Source organism: Aliivibrio fischeri, from assembly GCF_009727955.1.
GTDB lineage: Bacteria > Pseudomonadota > Gammaproteobacteria > Enterobacterales > Vibrionaceae > Aliivibrio > Aliivibrio fischeri_A.
Window position 1 is genome coordinate 63698 of the sequence record NZ_WOBR01000016.1, and the last position, 20559, is coordinate 84256.

The 20559-nt window shown below is 40.0% G+C and carries 19 protein-coding genes and 1 riboswitch; of the genes, 5 read left to right on the top strand and 14 right to left on the bottom strand.

Annotation, left to right across the window (positions count from 1 at the left end; all coding sequences use genetic code 11):
* The first annotated feature begins 111 nt into the window (after nt 1–111).
* The 4 genes from argR (at nt 112) to GNP81_RS18715 (ending at nt 5249) form a co-directional block, all read left to right on the top strand.
* Nucleotides 112–582, top strand: a complete 471-nt coding sequence (gene argR, locus GNP81_RS18700; protein WP_005417299.1) for a transcriptional regulator ArgR — start codon at nt 112–114, stop codon at nt 580–582.
* A 331-nt stretch (nt 583–913) separates the two neighbouring features.
* On the top strand, nt 914–1888 hold the full coding sequence (locus GNP81_RS18705) for a TAXI family TRAP transporter solute-binding subunit (RefSeq protein ID WP_005417296.1): 975 nt from the start codon (nt 914–916) through the stop codon (nt 1886–1888).
* Nucleotides 1889–2183: 295 nt separating this feature from the next.
* The gene (locus GNP81_RS18710) at nt 2184–4760 is read left to right on the top strand and encodes a TRAP transporter permease (protein ID WP_155674904.1); all 2577 of its coding nucleotides are present in this window, start codon (nt 2184–2186) and stop codon (nt 4758–4760) included.
* A gap of 51 nt (nt 4761–4811) precedes the next feature.
* Nucleotides 4812–5249: a universal stress protein gene (locus GNP81_RS18715; protein ID WP_005417292.1), complete on the top strand. Its 438-nt coding sequence runs from the start codon at nt 4812–4814 to the stop codon at nt 5247–5249.
* Between the two features lie 51 nt (nt 5250–5300).
* Here GNP81_RS18715 and rluA read toward each other — a convergent pair whose 3' ends face one another.
* From rluA to mpl, 7 genes are all read right to left on the bottom strand, one after another.
* Complete coding sequence (gene rluA, locus GNP81_RS18720; RefSeq protein ID WP_005417290.1) at nt 5301–6038, bottom strand: bifunctional tRNA pseudouridine(32) synthase/23S rRNA pseudouridine(746) synthase RluA; 738 nt, start codon at nt 6036–6038, stop codon at nt 5301–5303.
* A gap of 62 nt (nt 6039–6100) precedes the next feature.
* A complete protein-coding gene (gene rapA / locus GNP81_RS18725) occupies nt 6101–9010 on the bottom strand; it encodes an RNA polymerase-associated protein RapA (protein ID WP_063652658.1) in 2910 nt (969 codons plus the stop codon).
* A 193-nt stretch (nt 9011–9203) separates the two neighbouring features.
* Nucleotides 9204–9908 (bottom strand): thiamine ABC transporter ATP-binding protein, encoded by a 705-nt coding sequence (gene thiQ / locus GNP81_RS18730; protein WP_069582067.1) that lies wholly within the window; start codon nt 9906–9908, stop codon nt 9204–9206.
* On the bottom strand, nt 9908–11512 hold the full coding sequence (gene thiP, locus GNP81_RS18735) for a thiamine/thiamine pyrophosphate ABC transporter permease ThiP (RefSeq protein ID WP_155674906.1): 1605 nt from the start codon (nt 11510–11512) through the stop codon (nt 9908–9910). The genes thiQ and thiP overlap by 1 nt, the downstream gene beginning before the upstream one ends.
* Before the next feature lie 42 nt (nt 11513–11554).
* Nucleotides 11555–12571 (bottom strand): thiamine ABC transporter substrate binding subunit, encoded by a 1017-nt coding sequence (thiB, locus tag GNP81_RS18740; RefSeq protein WP_155670834.1) that lies wholly within the window; start codon nt 12569–12571, stop codon nt 11555–11557.
* A gap of 53 nt (nt 12572–12624) precedes the next feature.
* Nucleotides 12625–12737: riboswitch (TPP riboswitch) on the bottom strand.
* A gap of 48 nt (nt 12738–12785) precedes the next feature.
* Nucleotides 12786–13403, bottom strand: a complete 618-nt coding sequence (locus GNP81_RS18745) for a flavin prenyltransferase UbiX (protein ID WP_155658714.1) — start codon at nt 13401–13403, stop codon at nt 12786–12788.
* A 2-nt stretch (nt 13404–13405) separates the two neighbouring features.
* Nucleotides 13406–14785 (bottom strand): UDP-N-acetylmuramate:L-alanyl-gamma-D-glutamyl-meso-diaminopimelate ligase, encoded by a 1380-nt coding sequence (mpl, locus tag GNP81_RS18750; RefSeq protein ID WP_155674908.1) that lies wholly within the window; start codon nt 14783–14785, stop codon nt 13406–13408.
* A gap of 184 nt (nt 14786–14969) precedes the next feature.
* Between mpl and fbp the strand changes: the two genes are divergently transcribed.
* Nucleotides 14970–15980, top strand: a complete 1011-nt coding sequence (fbp, locus tag GNP81_RS18755) for a class 1 fructose-bisphosphatase (RefSeq protein WP_155674910.1) — start codon at nt 14970–14972, stop codon at nt 15978–15980.
* A gap of 86 nt (nt 15981–16066) precedes the next feature.
* Here fbp and rplQ read toward each other — a convergent pair whose 3' ends face one another.
* From rplQ to secY, 7 genes are all read right to left on the bottom strand, one after another.
* Nucleotides 16067–16447: a 50S ribosomal protein L17 gene (gene rplQ, locus GNP81_RS18760; protein WP_005417273.1), complete on the bottom strand. Its 381-nt coding sequence runs from the start codon at nt 16445–16447 to the stop codon at nt 16067–16069.
* A gap of 36 nt (nt 16448–16483) precedes the next feature.
* Nucleotides 16484–17473, bottom strand: coding sequence for a DNA-directed RNA polymerase subunit alpha (locus GNP81_RS18765; RefSeq protein ID WP_005417271.1), 990 nt, complete (start codon nt 17471–17473; stop codon nt 16484–16486).
* Between the two features lie 23 nt (nt 17474–17496).
* Entirely contained in the window at nt 17497–18117 is a 621-nt protein-coding gene (gene rpsD, locus GNP81_RS18770) for a 30S ribosomal protein S4 (RefSeq protein WP_005417269.1), read from the bottom strand.
* Nucleotides 18118–18148: 31 nt separating this feature from the next.
* Entirely contained in the window at nt 18149–18538 is a 390-nt protein-coding gene (gene rpsK, locus GNP81_RS18775; protein WP_005303517.1) for a 30S ribosomal protein S11, read from the bottom strand.
* 21 nt (nt 18539–18559) lie between these two features.
* On the bottom strand, nt 18560–18916 hold the full coding sequence (gene rpsM / locus GNP81_RS18780; RefSeq protein WP_005417266.1) for a 30S ribosomal protein S13: 357 nt from the start codon (nt 18914–18916) through the stop codon (nt 18560–18562).
* Nucleotides 18917–19065: 149 nt separating this feature from the next.
* Nucleotides 19066–19179 (bottom strand): 50S ribosomal protein L36, encoded by a 114-nt coding sequence (rpmJ, locus tag GNP81_RS18785; protein ID WP_005417265.1) that lies wholly within the window; start codon nt 19177–19179, stop codon nt 19066–19068.
* Nucleotides 19180–19209: 30 nt separating this feature from the next.
* Nucleotides 19210–20541, bottom strand: coding sequence for a preprotein translocase subunit SecY (gene secY / locus GNP81_RS18790; RefSeq protein ID WP_005417263.1), 1332 nt, complete (start codon nt 20539–20541; stop codon nt 19210–19212).
* Nucleotides 20542–20559 lie beyond the last annotated feature (18 nt).

The window sequence follows — 20559 nt, forward strand, 5'->3', positions numbered from 1 at the left end:
TGATACCGATTAATCACTGGTAATTATTCACAAATTTGCCATTTTGACTTGGTTATAAATAAATAATTATGCGAGAATAGTAGGAATTATTGCAAAAAGAATCAAAACAGTATGCGAAATAATGAAAAACAAGAACTATTAGTTAAAGAGTTTAAAGCCATTCTTAAAGCTGAGCGATTTGGCTCCCAAGGTGAAATCGTTGACGCTCTTCGTCTATCTGGCTTTGATAATATTAACCAATCCAAAGTATCACGAATGCTAACTAAGTTTGGCGCAGTGCGTACACGCAACGCAAAAATGGAAATGGTTTACTGCCTACCTGTTGAACTTGGTGTTCCTACTGTTTCAAGCTCCTTACGTGAACTTGTCATGGATATTGATTACAACAATGCATTAGTTGTTATTCATACCGGCCCTGGTGCTGCACAACTAATTGCTCGCTTACTTGACTCTTTAGGTAAAGCGGAAGGCATTTTAGGTGTTGTCGCAGGTGACGATACTATCTTTATTACACCAACCCGTAATATTGAAGTTGCAGAACTGTTTGATTCAGTTTGTGACTTATTTGAGTACTCAGTTTAATCCTCAAAATTTTAAGCACTTTATGCCCTTATAAAGTGCTTTCCCCTATTTTTACACTCCTCATCAACCACACTAAACATGCTATAAAGCGCTTAAATTAGATAAAAACTTCAACAAATAACTCTATCAATAGTTGTTTATTTCACATTTTTGATAGATTTTATTTAACATCAATTTAAACTACTTGTGTTAATTTGCTATCATTCGAACGCCATTTCTGTAACAGGAAATTTAAAACACTTTATGATGAAGTGAATAAATACTGTTTTTTATCTTATACTTTTCATTAAGTGATGTGATAAAAAACAAAATAATAAAGGAAGGGAATAACATGGCATTACAAAATGTAATTAAAGCAACTGCTGTAGCTGCGGCAATGATGACTGCAGGTATGGGAACTGCGAGTGCCCAAGAATTCATAACTATTGGTACAGGCTCAGTAACAGGTGTTTACTATCCAACGGGCGGTGCAATCTGTAAATTAGTCAACAAAGATCGTAAAGAACACAACGTTCGTTGTTCTGTTGAATCAACAGGCGGCTCAATCTATAACGTAAATACGATCCGCTCAGGTGAGCTTGATTTTGGTATTGTGCAGTCAGATTGGCAATATCACGGTTATAACGGTACCAGTAAATTTGAAGCCCAAGGCCCTTACAAAAAACTGCGTGCGATGTTCTCTCTTCATACAGAACCTTTTAACATCATAGCTCGTACTGACTCAGGCATTAACAATGTTGCAGATCTTGAAGGCAAGCGTGTAAACATTGGTAATCCAGGTTCTGGTGACCGTGCAACCATGGGAGTTGTTATGGATGCTATGGGCTGGACAAACGACAGCTTTAAGTTAGCTTCTGAACTTAAAGGTTCTGAACGTTCACAAGCTCTTTGTGATAACAAAATTGACGCATTCATCTATATGGTTGGTCACCCAAATGGCTCAATCAAAGAAGCAACAACATCTTGTGATGCAAAACTGGTTTCAGCAACTGGACCTAAAATCGATAAGATCGTAGCGGACAATCCTTATTATGCATACAGTACTGTGCCAGCAGGTATGTACCGTGGTACTACAGGTGATGTAAATAGCTTTGGTGTAGCGGCGACAATGGTAACTACATCAGATGTTTCAGATGAGGTCGCTTACAGTGTTGCAAAAGCGGTATTTGAAAACTTTGATACGTTTAAACGTTTACACCCTGCATTTGCAACGTTGAAAAAAGAAGACATGGTTAAAGCAGGTCTTTCTATCCCACTACACCCAGGTGCAGTGAAATACTACAAAGAAGTCGGCCTACTAAAATAGAAACACTTCTTTAGGTAAAAGAGGTCATATGACCTCTTTTATTCTTCGCTCTACTTTCTGATCTTTCTATTAAACGGACAATAATAATACCAACCGCTCAATTGGTAATAGCTATCTTATTATTCAATGTTCAAACTTCACTTTAAAAAAGTAAGCGAAAACAAAAATAAATACGATGGTTATAACGATAAACGGATTTAAAGATCAGCTTTTTTGGCCTATACATTGGCTATATTCGGAAACCTAATACTTAATTGAAAGAGTATTAAATTCGACCATCACTAAGGAAAAGTACATGACGCAATCTTCATCGTCACAAGATGTGCAAGAAATGGTGGCCCAATCTGATACCGGGGCTCGTTCGCCGCAAGGATTATCTGGCCGTATTTTATGGTTTGTTCCACTATGTTGGTCTTTATTCCAGCTTTGGTATGCCTCCCCTTTACCGTTCATTTTTGATTTCGGCATACTTAATGATACAGAAGCGCGATCTATACACTTAGCTTTTGCTATTTTTTTAGCATTCACCGCTTACCCTGCACTCAAAAACTCACCAAGAGACTGTATCCCTGCGATTGATTGGGCTCTGGCTTTATTAGGCAGCTTTTCTGCTGCTTATATCTATATTTTTTATACCGAACTGGCAGGCCGCTCAGGTGCGCCAACCACATTTGATATTGTGGCTGCTGTTACCGGTATGATTTTACTACTTGAAGCAACTCGACGAGCATTAGGTCCACCACTCATGGTTGTGGCAGCAGTGTTTCTTCTATACACCTTTGCTGGTCCACACATGCCAGATGTTATTGCTCATAAAGGGGCAAGCTTAAATAAAGCGATGTCTCACTTATGGCTAACAACTGAAGGGGTATTTGGTGTTGCTTTAGGCGTATCAACCTCATTTGTTTTCTTATTTGTGCTTTTTGGCGCCATGTTAGAAAAAGCAGGTGCTGGTGCTTACTTTATTAAAGTGGCTTTCTCTCTACTCGGCCATATGAAAGGTGGCCCAGCAAAAGCAGCTGTTGTTGCCTCAGGTTTATCAGGTTTAGTTTCAGGCTCTTCTATTGCCAATGTTGTAACAACTGGTACATTCACTATTCCGCTAATGAAACGCGTTGGTTTCCCAGGAACAAAAGCTGGTGCCGTTGAAGTTGCAGCATCAACGAATGGTCAATTAACACCACCTATTATGGGTGCTGCGGCATTCTTAATGGTGGAATACGTGGGTATTTCGTATGTTGAAGTAATTAAAGCGGCCTTATTACCAGCGCTTATTTCTTACATCGCATTACTTTATATTGTCCACCTTGAAGCCTGTAAAGCAGGAATGAAAGGCTTACCACGTCGCCATAATCCTACACTCGTTCAAAGTTTACTCTCTTTTACAGGAACCATTCTTGGTTTGTGTATTATTAGTGCAGCTGTCTATTATGGTATCGGTTGGACAAAAGGTGTCTTTGGTGATGCAGCAACCCCAATAGTTACTATTGCATTGCTACTTTCTTATGTTGGCTTAATTCGTATTTCAGCTAAATATCAAGAACATGCAATGATGGCTATTGATGAAGAATTAACAGAAGTGCCAGATCCCGGCCCAACGATCAAATCAGGTTTACATTTCTTATTGCCTATCGTGGTATTAGTGTGGTGTTTGACTGTTGAGCGATTTTCTCCAGGTCTATCTGCGTTCTGGGCATCAGTATTTATGATCTTTATCTTGTTAACCCAACGACCGTTAATCAGCTTTTTTACTAAAGAAGGTGATATGTTCGAAAGTGTAAAACAAGGATTTGATGATTTACTAGAAAGCCTAGTATCAGGTGCTAGAAACATGATTGGTATCGGTGTTGCAACGGCAGCAGCTGGCACCGTTGTTGGCGTAGTAACACTTACGGGTATCGGCCTTGTTATGACTGATTTCGTAGAATTTATTTCTGGCGGTAGCATTATATTAATGCTGCTATTTACTGCGGTGATCAGTTTAATTCTTGGTATGGGCTTACCAACAACAGCAAATTACATTGTTGTATCAACACTTATGGCTCCAGTTATTGTGACATTAGGTGCAGCTCATGGATTAATCATTCCATTAATTGCGGTTCATTTATTTGTCTTTTATTTTGGTATCTTAGCGGATGATACTCCACCGGTAGGTCTTGCTGCATTTGCAGCTGCTGCCATAGCAAAATCAGATCCAATACGAACCGGTATCCAAGGGTTTACTTACGATATTCGTACTGCAATCCTGCCATTTATGTTTATTTTCAATACTCAGCTATTGTTAATGGGTATTGATTCTTGGTGGCACCTAGCATTAACGGTGATTTCATCCATCATTGCGATGTTAACTTTTTCTGCAGCAACACAAGGCTGGTGGTTTACTAAAACAAAATGGTGGGAAACTGCTCTTTTATTGTTAATTACTTTTTCTTTATTCCGTCCGGGGTACTGGTGGGATCAATTGTATCCAGCAAAAGATTATCACCAAGGAATTGAGATTGCTCAAATCGCAGAAGGGCTAAATATAGGACAATCACTGGAATTACAAGTGAGTGGTGAAAACCTAGAAGGTGACATCATAAACAAAACCGTTCGTTTACCTTTTGATGAGAGAGCTATCACTGGTGAAGAACGAGTCAGTTCAATGGGGCTAATGCTATCTGAAATCGACAACAAAATGATTGTTGATATGGTTGAGTTTGGAAGTCCTGCTGAAGCATCTGGTATTGATTTTGATTGGGAAATCAAACAAGTTGTCCTTGATGCAGATCGTCCATTAAAAGAGTGGGTATTTGTTCCAACTCTACTACTACTTTTGGCATTAGGCTTAAATCAACGTCGCCGAGCAAAAAAGGATAACTTAGCGGCATAATTGAATGGAATCTATGGGGAGTATCATCTCCCCAAATTAGGTAATAAAAATATGTATAAACAGATCTTGGTTCCAGTAGATTTAAACGAAAAAGGGTTTGCAGATAAAGCCGTTGAATTAGCGGTTTGGCATGCAAAACAATCAAATGCAGAACTGCATCTTTTGAATGTATTACCGGGGATTCATATGTCTATGGTATCTACATACTTTCCTAAAGATGCTGCAAAGCAAATGAAAGCTGATGTATCCGATCAATTAAACAAATTTGCTGCAAAGTTTGTTGATGAGGAAGTCGTATATAAAGTTCATGTGTCAGAAGGAAAACCTTATGTCACTATTCTTGATTACGCTGAACGCTTAGGAGCTGACCTTATTGTCATGCCGAGCCACAAACGCTCAAAAATTGATAAGGTAATGTTAGGTTCGGTGGCAAGTAAAGTTGTTGAAAACTCACCAATCAATGTCATGGTTGTAAAGCCACAAGGCTAAACCAGAATGAAAAGATTCAGTTCGAGACATTCATCTCGAACTGATTTTTTATTAAGATGATTTCAATGTTTTATAATCTGGTAGCTTTCTTGTTGGATCATAAATAGAAAACATCATCTCTTGTGCTTCAGGATAAAAATCACAAGGTACAAAAATAGAGCGAACCCAGTCCGATTTAGGATGGTAAAAGCTCAATTCAGCCGCATGCAACTCCAAACGAGAAGAGAAATTTTTCGCTTCCTCACTCGCATAAAACTCATCTCCGACAATCGGATGCCCTATTGATAGCATATGTACACGTAATTGATGAGAGCGCCCAGTAATCGGTAACAACCGAACAATCGTCGTTTTCTCTTCACGTCTTACAACTTGATAGCGAGTTTGAGAAGGTTTGCCATGCTCAAAACAGACTTTCTGTTTTGGCCTATTCTCCCAGTCACAAATTAAAGGTAAATCAATTTCACCTTCATCTTGCTCAATGTTTCCCCATACTCGCGCATAATAAATTTTATGCGTTAGACGGTACTGAAACTGTTTCTTTAAATGACGTTCGCTGTATTTATTCATCGCAAACAACATTAACCCTGACGTAGACATATCTAAACGATGTACAACTTGAATATCAGGGAATTCAACCTTTAAACGGCTCCACATACTATCGTAATGCTCAGGAGCTCGGCCAGGTACAGATAATAAACCAGATGGCTTGTTTACCACCAAAATAGATTCGTCTTGATAAACAATGTCTATCCACGGATCTTGGGGTGGTAAATATTCCAGCATTGCCATGCTTATACTCACTATAGGCATGCTCTCTGAAACATACCATTATTCAGAGAGCATGATGTTACTTAATTATGGCTCACTACAATTAGACGTAATGAATCTAACTGAACTTGTGCTTTACCAATATAACCAGATAGTTCGCTCATTTGAGTTTCAATTTGAGTTAACTCTTCATCACGAATATTTGGGTTGACTGCCTTCAAAGCTTGTAAACGTTCAAGCTCTGAATTAAGTGCTGCTTTCATCTCTTTTTCAGCATCAGTGCGAACGCTTTCTAAACGCTCTTCCATGCTAATTTCCGCTTTATCGATTAATCCATGGATCTCTTTTTGAACCGAATTAACTAACTTACTCGCCATATGACGATTAACTGGGCTTAACTGACGGTTAAAGCTTTCAAATTCAACCTGAGCAGAAAGATCATTACCTTTACCATCCATCATGATGCGAATAGGTGTTTTAGGTAAGAAGCGAGCAATACCACTCTGTTTAGGAGCTTGTGCATCTACTACATAAACCAGTTCTAATAATAAAGTGCCTGCTGGTAATGCTTTATTCTTCAATAAAGAAACCGCTGTTGCCCCTACACCTTCGGTTAAAACAAGATCAATACCACCTTGAATCATTGGGTGTTCCCAACTGATCAAGTTCATGTCTTCACGAGAAAGCGCTGTTTCACGGTCAAACGTAATTGTACAACCTTCATAAGGTAGACCAGGGTAACTTGATACCAACATGTTTTCTGCTGGGGTGACAACAATGGCATTTTCACCTTTATCATCTTGGTTTAAACCAATGGTATCGAATAGGTTTAATGCAAAATTAACAAGATTTGTATCGCCGTCTGTTGCCGCAATTTGCTCTGCAATTTCTTTCGCTTTATCGCCACCATTAGAATGTACTTCTAATAAACGGTCACGGCCTTGCTCTAATTGTGCTTTTAACGCTTTATTTAATGCAGCCGACTCTTCAATCAACGACTCTAAACCATCAGATTTACCTGTTGCTAAGATAGCAATAATTGCATCAGCAAATTTGTCATAAACAGCACGACCTGTTGGACAAGTTTCGCCAAAGGCATTCAAACCTTCATCAAACCAACGAGCAAGCAATTCTTGAGATGTACCTTGTAAATAAGGAACATGAATTTCAATATCGCGTTTTTGACCAATACGATCCAAACGGCCAATACGTTGCTCAAGTAAATCAGGGTTAAACGGTAAATCAAACATGACAAGTTGATTAGCAAACTGGAAGTTACGACCTTCAGAACCAATCTCAGAACAAATCAATACTTGTGCTCCGCCTTCTTCTTGTGCGAAGTAAGCAGCCGCTTTATCACGTTCAATAATTGACATACCTTCATGGAAAACCGTACCACGAATGCCTTCACGCTCACGCAATGCTTGCTCAAGTTGTAATGCAGTTGAAGCACGAGATGCAATAATAAGCACTTTCTCATTACGATTTTCTTTAAGCAGTTCTAGCAACCAGTTAACACGGGGATCAAACTGCCACCACGTCGCACTATCACCTTCGAACTCTTGGAAAATCTCTTCAGGGTAAAGCATTTTCATTGCACGAGCTTCATCCGTCATGCGTCCACCCATCATGGTTGCAACACGCATAGATGTAGCGTATTGAGATGGTAAAGGCATTGGCATTAAATTAAGGTTACGCTGTGGGAAACCTTTAATAGCTGCGCGAGTATTACGGAATAACACACGACCTGTACCATGACGGTCCATTAAATTATCCACTAACTCTTGGCGAGCTTGTGCTTGTTCATCTTCTGCTGCTGATGATTCAATAATTCTAAACAGCGGCTCTACATCTTGCTCAGAAAGCAGTTCAGTAATACGGTTTTTCGCATCATTTGATAGTTTTTCACCGCTCATTAATGCCGTTACTGCATCAGCCACAGGTTGATATTGACGTTCTTCTTCTACGAATGCGTCATAATCATAAAAACGATCAGGATCTAATAGACGTAAACGAGCAAAGTGACTTTCATGACCTAATTGCTCAGGTGTCGCTGTTAGCAGTAATACTCCTGGCGTTTCTTCTGCAATCGCTTCGATAACTTGATATTCACGACTAGGCTTAGTCTGATTCCACTCTAAGTGATGCGCTTCATCAACAACTAGCAAATCCCAATCGGCTTCAACGACTTGCTCAAAACGACGCTTACTCTTACGAATAAAGTCTAAAGAACATAAAACAAATTGTGCGGTATCAAATGGGTTTTCAGAATCGGCATAAGCTTCAACACAACGCTCTTCATCAAAAATAGAAAAATGAAGATTAAAACGACGCATCATTTCAACTAACCACTGATGTTGTAATGTTTCAGGTACAACAATCAATACGCGCTCAGCACGACCAGAAAGCACCTGTTGGTGAATGATCATACCCGCTTCAATGGTTTTACCTAAGCCCACTTCATCGGCTAATAAAACACGTGGGGCATAACGACGGCCCACTTCATGAGCAATGAATAATTGGTGAGGGATCAATCCTGCACGCATGCCACATAAACCGCGCATCGGGCTTTTATGTTGTTCATATTGGTTTTGAAGCGCACGGAAACGCAAAGCAAATCGATCCATACGATCAATTTGACCTGCAAATAATTTATCTTGAGGTTTATTAAAACGGATTTGATGACTCAATAACGTCTCACGAAGTACCACATTGGCTTCGTCAGTATCAACTCGAGTACCGATATAAGTTAATAAACCGCCTTCTTCAATAACGTCTTCAACATCAAGTGACCAGCCCTCATGGCTTTCAATGGTATCTCCCTTATTGAACATCACTCGGGTAACGGGTGCATCGTGTTTTGCGTATAAACGGTTTTCTTCTGATGCAGCAAAAAGTAATGATACGGTTCTGTCATCAACAGCCACTACCGTACCCAAACCTAAATCACTTTCTGTATCACTGATCCAACGTTGTCCCAAAGCAAATGACATAGTGGTAACGCACCTCAAAATTAATTTGTTTTATAAGATATGGAATGAGAATTTTTTCGAAAGCCAAGAATAGACAACCCGCAAAGGTTAAGGCTCAAAAGGGCGCTAATGTTACTGTATGAGAGCACTCAGGTCACGCCAATTTACTATAAAAATGAGTGTAGTCGATTATACGCATTTTTATAAACAAAGTTTACTTTACCGCTTGTAAATATTGCGTTAATTCTGGTGGATTTTCTTGAGTAAGCAAACCAGAAATACGTCCATGACTCAGCACTTTTTGCTGGCAAATAAAAGCATAATGAGAAGCAAGGGCTTTTGCATCTTGTAAACTGTGCGTCACCATTAAAACGGTTAATTTTTCACTCTCTATCAACGCCTGAATTAACACAATCATTTCTTCCCTTAAGATAGGGTCAAGCGCTGAAAATGGCTCATCCAATAATAAAACAGGTTTTTGCTGAACTAAGCATCGAGCTAAGGCTACTCGTTGCTTTTGTCCTCCAGATAACTGCTCAGGCAGACGTTGCAGCAAATCATCAACCCCTACTTGATGAGCTGCATCATTAATTCGTTTTTTATCTTTCTCATTTAAACGTAAATTAGACTTAATACCCAAGCCAATATTCTCAGCAACAGATAAATGAGCAAAAAGGTTATGCTCTTGAAATAACATCGATAAAGGACGTTGATGAGGCGCTAATGAAAGCAGTGATTCGTTCTTTATTGTGATATCACCACTTTCAGGTTCAATAAAACCAGCTAATAAGCTCAATAAGGTACTTTTACCTGCCCCGCTAGGCCCTAAAATAGCAACAACGCTTCCCTGCTCTACATTCAAATCGAACTCAAACAAATCAGTATAATAACGATATTTCACATCAGAAAAACGCAGCATTACTGTTTCCTTTTCTTTGATAAAAATAGCCATTCAACAACAGCAAACACACCGACACTCAATAGCAAAAGACTCAATGAAATAACCGCTGCCGCTTCCATCTGATAACTGCCAAGCAATTGAAATAAATAGAGTGGTAGTGTTCTAAAATCTTGACTGCCAAACAGAGCAATCGCACTTAAATCACCAACAGACATAATAAAAGCAATAGAGAAAGCATGAGCAAAAGGTTTTCTTAATGCTTTCCATTCAATCACTCTAAACCGTGATAATCCGTACAATCCTAAACTTGCACACAATAAATGATATTGTTGCGCAATATGCAGCAAAGGTTGAGCTAACGTTTTTATTACGTAAGGTGATGCCATTAATGCATTGACTAAGATGACAATCCAAATAGCGATACTAAAGACATCGGTTATGTTTCTTAATAATAAAAAAAGACCTGTACTGATCACCAACCCCGGCGTGACTAAAATCATCACACCAATCAGATCTAACTTATCTGCTAATAATCTTTTTTGTTTTAAACGTAAAGCTCGAGTTGTATGTAAAAGTAGAACACCAAGAAGTAATGCAATCACTGCGGCACCAAAAGCCACAATTAAAGAGTTAATTAATGCTGACCAAAACTCCGATGACGTGATGACAACAAATAATTGTGAATTAAGCCCACTAAGGACAACCATAAATAAGGGCGGTAACATAAAAAGCCCTAAAACCGTTATCCACGCCCAGTCCCACCATTTTGCCCTATTGGTATCTTGATATAAAACCACCTGTGATAACGATGCTGAATCAACAGAAACTGATTTTGAGAATCGTTGAATACACAATGATAATAATCCGCATAATAACATTTGCCATAAAGCCAAAATAGCACCTGACTGCAAATCAAAATCAAACTTAATTGCTTGGTATATTGCTAACTCTATTGTTGTGGATTTAGGGCCACCACCTAGTGCCATTACGGTAGCGAAACTCGTAAAGCAAAGCATAAATACCAACCCTGCGACATGTGGCAATTGCTGTTTTATTCTTGGCCATGCAACAAGACGAAATTTACTCCATCCCATTAATCCAAGGTGCGCAGATAACTGATGTTGCTCAATAGAAATAGAATCTAAGGATTGTAATAAGAGGCGCGTTGCAAAAGGGAAATTAAAAAAAACATGAGCTAATAAAATACCATTTAGACCATAAATCGAAAATGGCAAAGAAGATCCAAACCAAGTAAAGACATCAGCAATTAATCCACTATTTCCATAAATAGCCAATAAACCAAAAACACCAACAAGCACAGGTAATACTAATGTAGTTGCACAGAGTTTTAGCAGTAATCCACGCCCTATAAATTGACGGCGAGATAAAGCGTAGGCTGTTGGTATAGCTAAACCAACGCTGATTATTGTTGATAAAAATGCTTGATATAAACTAAATTGAGTAATGTAACGGTAATAAGGGTCAGACCAAATAATACGTAAATCTAAACTCGGTGATTCAATTAAAAGTGCACTAATTGCACCACCAACAAAGCAGAGAATAGTTGCCGCAACGATATAACCGATGAAAGGCGTAGAATTAAATAGAGTTCGAGATTTCATGAAATAAGATAAAGGAGCACTATTGGCTCCTTATTACACCAATTAAAAAGTTAATGCATGTTGCCATTCACGGATCCAAGATTTTCGCTTTTGTGCGATATCTTCAGAGCTGAATGATAATGCTTTATTAGGAACCGTCAGTGTTTCAAATCCTTTTGGTAACTCAATTTGAGTGACTGGATACATCCAATTCCCTGTTGGCATCGCAGATTGAAACTCATCACTTAATATGAATGCTAAAAACTCATCGGCAAGTTTATTGTGTTTTGTTGATTTCACTTTTGCAGCTACCTCAACTTGAGTGTAATGACCTTCTGAAAAATTAGCGGCTGCAAATCGTTGATCATTTTCAGCAATAATATGATAAGCAGGTGATGTTGTATAAGATAAAACGAGATCCGACTCCCCCTCTAAAAACATACTATAAGCCTCTGACCAACCTTTTGTTACCGTCACTGTTTTTTTAGATAATTGCTTCCATGCTTGAGCTGCGTCGTCACCATATACGGACTTCATCCAGAGCAATAAACCTTGTCCCGGTGTTGAAGTTCGAGGGTCTTGGTAAATCACTTTTAAATCATCACGCTGTTCAACCAATTCTTTTAGACTCTTTGGAGGATTGGGCACTTTCTCTTTATTATAAACAAAAGCGAAATAACCAAAATCATAAGGAATAAACGTTGTATCATTCCATCCATTAGGTAAATTTACCGAACTTGTATCTATTTGATGTTGAGCGAGTAACCCAGTTTTTTTCGCTTCCGCCATTAAGTTATTATCTAAACCCAATACAATATCGGCTTTAGCGTTCTTTCCTTCAAGACGTAGACGATTCAAAATTGATACGCCATCATCTAATGCAACCAGTTCTAAATTACAGCCACATTTAGCTTCAAATGCCGCTTCAACCTTAGGTCCTGGGCCCCAATCCGCTGCAAATGAATCATAAGTGTATACCGTTAGTGTTTCTGATGCGGATACAGAAAAAGAAGAGATGCTTGCTAATGCAATAGCGAGAGATAGTTTTTTAACTGGAAGTGAAGTTACTGTTGTTTTCATTATGCGCTCTTTCGTCCTTTTGAGCGGCACAGGGTAGAGTTGAAATACTCATAGGAGAATGTCATCTCAATTCCTACGCCAGCATTATCTGGTTCAGGTTATACGGGTTTAAATGAACATTATCCAATCTTCATTAATCTCAGCCAAAGCTCCCCGATGAGAAGTCATATTGTAAGTGTGAATAGCTTAATGAGCCAGAGCTTTTATTGTACAGCTATCGATGATCATAACCCCAGCGAGGTACAAGCCCTTGCTCCACACCTAAATGATCCAAAATCCTTGCTACCATGAAATCAATTAAATCTTCAATAGATTTTGGTTGATGATAAAAACCTGGGGCTGCTGGCATAATTGTCGCACCTATTTGCGACAGCTTAAGCATATTCTCTAAATGTAATGTTGAGAACGGAGTCTCTCGAACGACAAGAATCAGCTGACCACGTTCTTTTAGAACAACATCAGCCGCTCTTTCAATTAAATTATCGGAGATACCATGAGCAATAGAAGCAACACTACCAGCTGAGCATGGACAGACAATCATTTGTTTAGGTGCTGCAGATCCAGAGGCAACAGGAGAAAACCAGTCCTCTTTGCCACAAACAGTTAGCTTATCTGCATTACAACCTAAATGTTCAACTAATGCTGCTTTCATCGCATCAGGTCCACTTGGTAATTTCAAATCATGCTCTGTTGCCATTACAACTCTAGCAGCAGAAGAAATAAGAAAATACACGTGATAATCAGCAGCAAGTAAACACTCTAGCAAACGCAACCCATAAGGCGCCCCTGAAGCACCTGTCATAGCTAACGTAATTGCTTTTTGTTTACTCATGTTTAATCCACCATTTCAATATGTTTTACTGCATCGCCTAAACGTGAAAGCAATTTACCGTGAATACCTTCAAAACCACCATTACTCATTACTAAGATTTGATCGCCAGGTTGCGCTTCATTCACGATCATATCAACGAATGCATCAATGTTATTATGCGTGTGAGCAGGTTGAGTACATTGTTGTGCAACGTCATCAACAGACCATGAGATATTATCTGGTTGATACAGATAAACTGAATCTGCCGCGTGCAGTGAAGCCGCTAATGTATCTTTATGAACACCGAGTTTCATTGTGCTTGAACGAGGTTCTAATACGGCAATAATTTTTTTATCACCCACTTTATTACGTAGGCCATTTAATGTTAGATCAATGGCTGTTGGGTGATGAGCAAAGTCGTCATAAACCGTCACACCATTCACTTCACCTTTCAACTCAAGACGACGTTTAGTATTAATAAATTTACCTAAAGCTTCACAAGCTAAATCGGGAGTAACACCCACGTGGCGTGCAGAAGCGACGACCATAAGCGCATTACTTACATTATGATCACCAACTAAGTCCCAATTAACTTGTCCAACTTTTTCACCTTCAAAATAAACATCAAACTGACTACCATCTTTTTGAAGTTTAATGGCTTTCCATTGACCATCTTCACCTGTGAACTCTAATTCACTCCAACAGCCTTGCTCTAATACTTGCTCTAAAGGTTTATCTTGCTTAGGTGCAAAAATGCGACCAGTACTTGGAACCGTTCTGATTAAGTGATGGAATTGACGCTGAATCGCAGCCAAATCATCAAAAATATCGGCATGGTCAAACTCAAGATTGTTTAATACAAGCGTACGAGGACGATAATGCACAAACTTTGAACGCTTATCAAAAAAAGCACTGTCATATTCATCGGCTTCAACAACAAAGAACATGCTTTCGCCTAAGCGAGCTGACTCACCAAAATTTCCTAATACACCGCCAACTAAGAAGCCTGGCTTATAACCACACTCTTCTAATACCCAAGCTAACATACTTGAGGTTGTGGTTTTACCGTGTGTACCAGCAACCGCCATCACCCAACGATCTTGCAATAAAAACTCTTGTAACCATTGAGGACCTGATGTGTATTTAAGATTCTTATCTAATACATATTCAACACATGGATTTCCACGACTCATGGCATTACCAATGACGACTAAATCAGGTGCAGGGTCTAACTGGCTTGGATCAAAGCCTTCAATAATCTCAATGCCTTGAGATTCTAATAATGTGCTCATTGGTGGATAAACGTTAGCATCACAACCAGTTACTTTATGTCCGAGTTGACGTGCTAGTGTTGCAGCGCCACCCATGAATGTTCCACAAATTCCAAGGATATGAATATGCATAATAAAAACCGTCTTATATTAAATTAAGTGAGCAACTTTTATACAAAGTTACTTCAATACTCTTAAAAAGTTCTATGCTATAGAATGAATTACAGCAAACAGTAACACAACTATTATAAAAATAAATCAGTACCTGACCCGACTTCGCGTTGATATCTAATAACAGAGAATTAAAGGAATAACTATGTCTGAAATAAGAACTTTAGGTGAGTTCATTGTTGCGAAACAACATGACTTCCCTCATGCCAGTGGAGAGCTCTCTTCATTAATCGGTTCAATAAAATTAGCAGCCAAAATTGTTAACCGTGAAATTAATAAAGCAGGTTTAGTTGATATCACTGGTGCCTCTGGTGAAGAGAATATCCAAGGTGAACAGCAACAAAAATTAGATGTTTACGCTAACGATAAGTTTAAAGCAGCACTTGAAGCTCGTGACCAAGTGTGTGGTGTTGCTAGTGAAGAAGAAGATGAAGCGGTTGCTTTCAATAAAGAGCTTAATCAAAATGCAAAATACGTTGTGTTGATGGATCCATTGGATGGATCTTCGAACATTGATGTGAATGTTTCTGTTGGAACTATTTTTTCTATTTACCGCCGAATTTCACCAATTGGAACACCCGCAACTGAAGAAGACTTCTTACAGCCGGGACACAAACAAGTCGCTGCTGGTTACATAATTTATGGCTCATCAACCATGCTTGTTTATACCACAGGGAATGGTGTTCATGGTTTTACTTACGACCCTTCACTTGGTGTTTTCTGCTTATCCCACGAAAATATGCAAGTTCCAAAAAATGGCAACATCTACTCAATAAATGAAGGTAACTACATTCGCTTTCCGGAAGGCATTAAGCAATATCTTAAATTTTGCCAAGAAAGTAAACCTGAAGATAATCGTCCCTATACCTCTCGATATATCGGTTCATTAGTTGCAGATTTCCATAGAAACCTTTTAAAAGGTGGTATTTATCTATACCCAAGTACTCAAGCTTACCCTAATGGAAAATTAAGATTACTGTATGAATGTAATCCTATGGCAATGTTAATTGAAGAAGCGGGCGGCAAAGCGACAGATGGTGAACAACGTATCTTGGATATAAAACCAAGTGAACTGCATCAACGTGTACCTTTCTTTGTTGGTTCAACAAATATGGTCGATAAAGTTCATGCGTTTTTAGATGAATGGCGAGATTAATTAATAAATTAGAACAGTAATTTATAATGTCCAAATACAAAAAAACCGAGTCCTAAGACTCGGTTTTTTCTTAAAGCTTATTCTGATTACTCAGCGTCTGCTTCTACTTCTGGGCGATCTACAAGCTCAATGTATGCCATTGGAGCTTTGTCACCTGCACGGAAACCGCACTTCAGAATACGAGTGTAACCACCAGCACGTTGTGCAAAGCGTGGACCTAACTCGGTGAATAGTTTTGCTACAACTTCGTTATCACGAGTGCGAGCAAATGCTAGACGACGGTTAGCAACACTGTCAGTCTTAGCTAATGTAATCAAAGGCTCAACTACGCGACGTAGCTCTTTTGCTTTTGGCAAAGTCGTCTTGATAATTTCGTGACGAACTAATGAGCTAGCCATGTTGCTAAACATCGCTTTGCGATGGCTGCTGTTGCGGTTGAGTTGACGACCACTCTTACGATGGCGCATGACCTAATCCTTCTAACTAGATAATTAGTGAACTGATTAATCTTCAGCGATAGACGCTGGTGGCCAGTTCTCTAGGCGCATACCTAAAGAAAGTCCACGTGAAGCTAGAACATCTTTAATTTCAGTTAAAGATTTCTTACCAAGGTTTGGAGTCTTAAGTAACTCAACCTCAGTGCGCTGCACCAGATCACCAATGTAGTGAATCGCTTCTGCTTTCAAACAGTTAGCAGAGCGAACCGTTAGTTCAAGATCGTCTACAGGACGCAGTAGGATCGGATCGAACTCTGGCTTCTCTTCTTTTTCTTCAGGAACACGTACATCACGAAGATCTACGAATGCATCCAGTTGCTCAGCTAAAATTGTAGCTGCACGACGGATAGCTTCCTCAGGATCAAGCGTACCATTTGTTTCCATATCGATAACAAGTTTGTCTAAGTCAGTACGTTGCTCAACACGTGCCGCTTCAACCGCGTAAGAAATTTTATCTACTGGGCTGTAAGTTGCATCGACAAGCAAACGACCAATTGGACGCTCATCTTCTTCAGTATGGATACGAGCTGTTGATGGTACGTAGCCGCGACCACGCTCTACCTTGATTCTCATGCTGATTTCAGCATTGTCATCAGTCAAGTGGCAGATTACGTGCTCTGGGTTCGCAATCTCAACATCACCATCATGGGTGATGTCACCTGCAACAACAGGGCCTGCACCAGACTTGTTAAGAGTAATGATAACTTCATCTTTACCCTCAACCTTAACGGCTAGGCCTTTAAGGTTCAGAAGGATTTCAAGGATATCTTCCTGAACACCTTCTTTGGTGCTGTACTCGTGTAATACGCCTTCGATTTCCACTTCAGTTACGGCACAACCCGGCATTGAAGATAGTAAAATACGACGTAGAGCGTTACCTAGAGTGTGGCCGAAACCACGCTCTAACGGCTCAAGAGTTACTTTTGCATGAGTCGTGCTGACTTGTTCAATGTCAACAAGACGTGGCTTTAGAAATTCTGTTACAGAACCCTGCATTGTGTCCTCTCTTTATTTAAGCCTTACTTAGAGTAAAGCTCGACGATCAAGTGTTCGTTGATGTCGGCAGACAAATCAGAACGTTCTGGAAGACGCTTAAACGTACCTTCCATTTTGCCAGCATCTACTTCAATCCAAGTTGGTTTTTCGCGTTGTTCAGCAACTTCTAGAGCAGCTTTAATACGTGATTGCTGTTTAGCTTTTTCACGGATTGAAACAACGTCGTTAGCCGCAACTTTGAAAGAAGGAACGTTAACAACTTTACCATTAACTAGGATAGACTTATGGCTAACTAGTTGGCGAGATTCAGCACGAGTTGCGCCAAAGCCCATACGGTAAACTACGTTATCTAGACGACCTTCAAGAAGCTGAAGCAGGTTTTCACCTGTGTTGCCTTTAAGGCGAGCAGCATCTTTATAGTAGTTACGGAATTGTTTTTCTAGAACGCCGTACATACGACGAACTTTTTGCTTCTCACGAAGCTGAACGCCATATTCAGATAGACGACCGCGACGAGCGCCGTGTACACCTGGAGCGTTATCAATTTTACACTTGGTATCGATCGCACGTACACCAGATTTAAGGAATAAATCTGTGCCTTCGCGACGGCTAAGCTTCAGCTTAGGACCCAAATATCTTGCCATGTTCTTTCTCCAATATTCCTAGAAACGAAACTTAAACGCGACGTTTCTTAGGTGGACGACAACCGTTATGAGGGATCGGAGTAGCATCAACGATGTTTGTGATGCGGTATCCAGCAGCGTTTAATGCACGGATAGTTGACTCACGACCAGGACCAGGGCCCTTAACCATAACTTCTAGGTTCTTAACGCCATATTCTTTGGCCATTTCACCACAACGCTCAGCAGCAACTTGTGCAGCGAACGGAGTAGATTTACGAGAACCACGGAAACCAGAACCACCTGCAGTAGCCCAAGCTAGTGCGTTACCTTGACGGTCTGTAATGGTTACGATTGTGTTGTTGAAAGAAGCATGGATGTGCGCTACGCCATCCGCTACTTGCTTGCGAACGCGCTTACGAGCGCGAGTAGGTTGTTTTGCCATTGTACTCTCTACCTTATCCGATTATTTTTTGATCGGCTTGCGCGGACCTTTACGGGTACGTGCGTTGGTTTTAGTACGCTGTCCACGTAACGGTAGACTGCGACGGTGACGAAGACCACGATAACAACCAAGGTCCATAAGACGCTTAATGTTCATCGATACTTCACGACGTAGGTCGCCTTCTACAGTGTATTTGGCAACACCATCACGCAGAATATCAATCTGCTCATCATTCAGTTCACTGATCTTAACATCTTCAGCAATACCCACTTCAGCTAGGATAGCTTGAGAGCGAGTTTTACCGATGCCGTAGATCGCTGTTAAAGCGATTACAGCGTGTTTATGATCAGGAATGTTAATGCCTGCTATACGGGCCACTATTCACTCCTAGTACTTTTTCTTAAGAAGAGCCGCAACAAAGCCCGTTGAGGATACGTTGCGACTATAACTACTTCTTTTGCACACAAAAGGTAGGCCGAGAATAATACTCGGCCTAACTTAATATATCAAGTAAAAATTTCTGCTAATTAACCTTGGCGTTGCTTATGCTTTGGTTCAACGCAAATTACACGCACAACACCGTTGCGCTTAATAACTTTACAGTTGCGGCAGATTTTTTTAACGGAAGCACGAACTTTCATTGCTAAACTCCGTAAAATTGGAATCTGAAATTAACGACCGTAGCCTTTCAGATTAGCCTTCTTCAACACGGACTCATACTGTTGAGACATCAGATGAGTCTGAACCTGTGCCATAAAGTCCATGATAACAACAACTACGATTAGTAGGGAAGTACCGCCAAAATAGAAGCGTACGTTCCAAGCGATCATCATAAACTCGGGAATCAGACAGATAAAGGTAATGTACATCGCACCAGCAAGGGTTAGACGTGTCATAACTTTATCAATATATTTCGTAGTCTGTTCACCTGGGCGGATTCCGGGTACGAATGCACCAGACTTCTTCAAGTTATCAGCTGTTTCACGCGGGTTAAACACCAACGCAGTATAGAAGAAACAGAAGAAGATAATTGCTGCTGCATAAAGCATTACGTATAACGGTTGACCTGGACTTAATGCCATTGAAACATCAGTTAACCAACCGAATGTTCCTTCACCGTTACCACCAAACCACTGAGCCAATGTCCCAGGGAATAGTATAATACTTGATGCAAAAATTGCAGGAATCACACCAGCCATATTAATTTTAAGTGGCAAGTGAGTACTTTGAGCTGCAAATACCTTACGGCCTTGCTGACGTTTCGCATAGTTAACGACGATACGACGTTGACCACGCTCCATGAACACTACAAAGTAGATAACTGCAAATGAGATCACTGCAATTAGTAATAGAAGAAGCACGTGCAGTTCACCTTGACGCGCCTGCTGGATCGTTTCACCGATAGCTGGTGGTAAACCTGCAACGATACCTGTGAAAATAATCAAAGATATACCGTTACCGATGCCACGCTCAGTAATTTGTTCACCTAACCACATTAAGAACATGGTACCAGTTACTAAACTTACTGTAGCTGTCAGATAGAACATCATGTCAGGGTTAGCAACTAACCCTGGAATCATGCTTGGTAGACCGGTTGCAATACCAATTGCTTGGAATGTAGCCAGCACCAAGGTGCCATAACGTGTGTACTGATTAATCTTACGACGACCAGACTCACCTTCTTTTTTCAATTCAGCTAGAGGTGGATGAACAACTGTTAAAAGTTGAACAACGATAGATGCCGAAATATACGGCATAATACCTAGAGCTAGAATTGAGGCACGCGACAGTGCACCACCAGAGAACATGTTAAACAGTTCAATGATGGTACCCTGCTGCTGTTCGAAAAGATCAGCAAGGACAGCAGCGTCAATCCCAGGAATTGGCACAAATGAGCCTGCTCGGAACACTAAAAGCGCACCTATAACAAATAACAGACGCGATTTCAGTTCAGCTAGGCCGCTCTGAGCACTATTTACTTCTTTTCCTGGTTTCTTTGCCATTGTACCTCATCCTTCGAG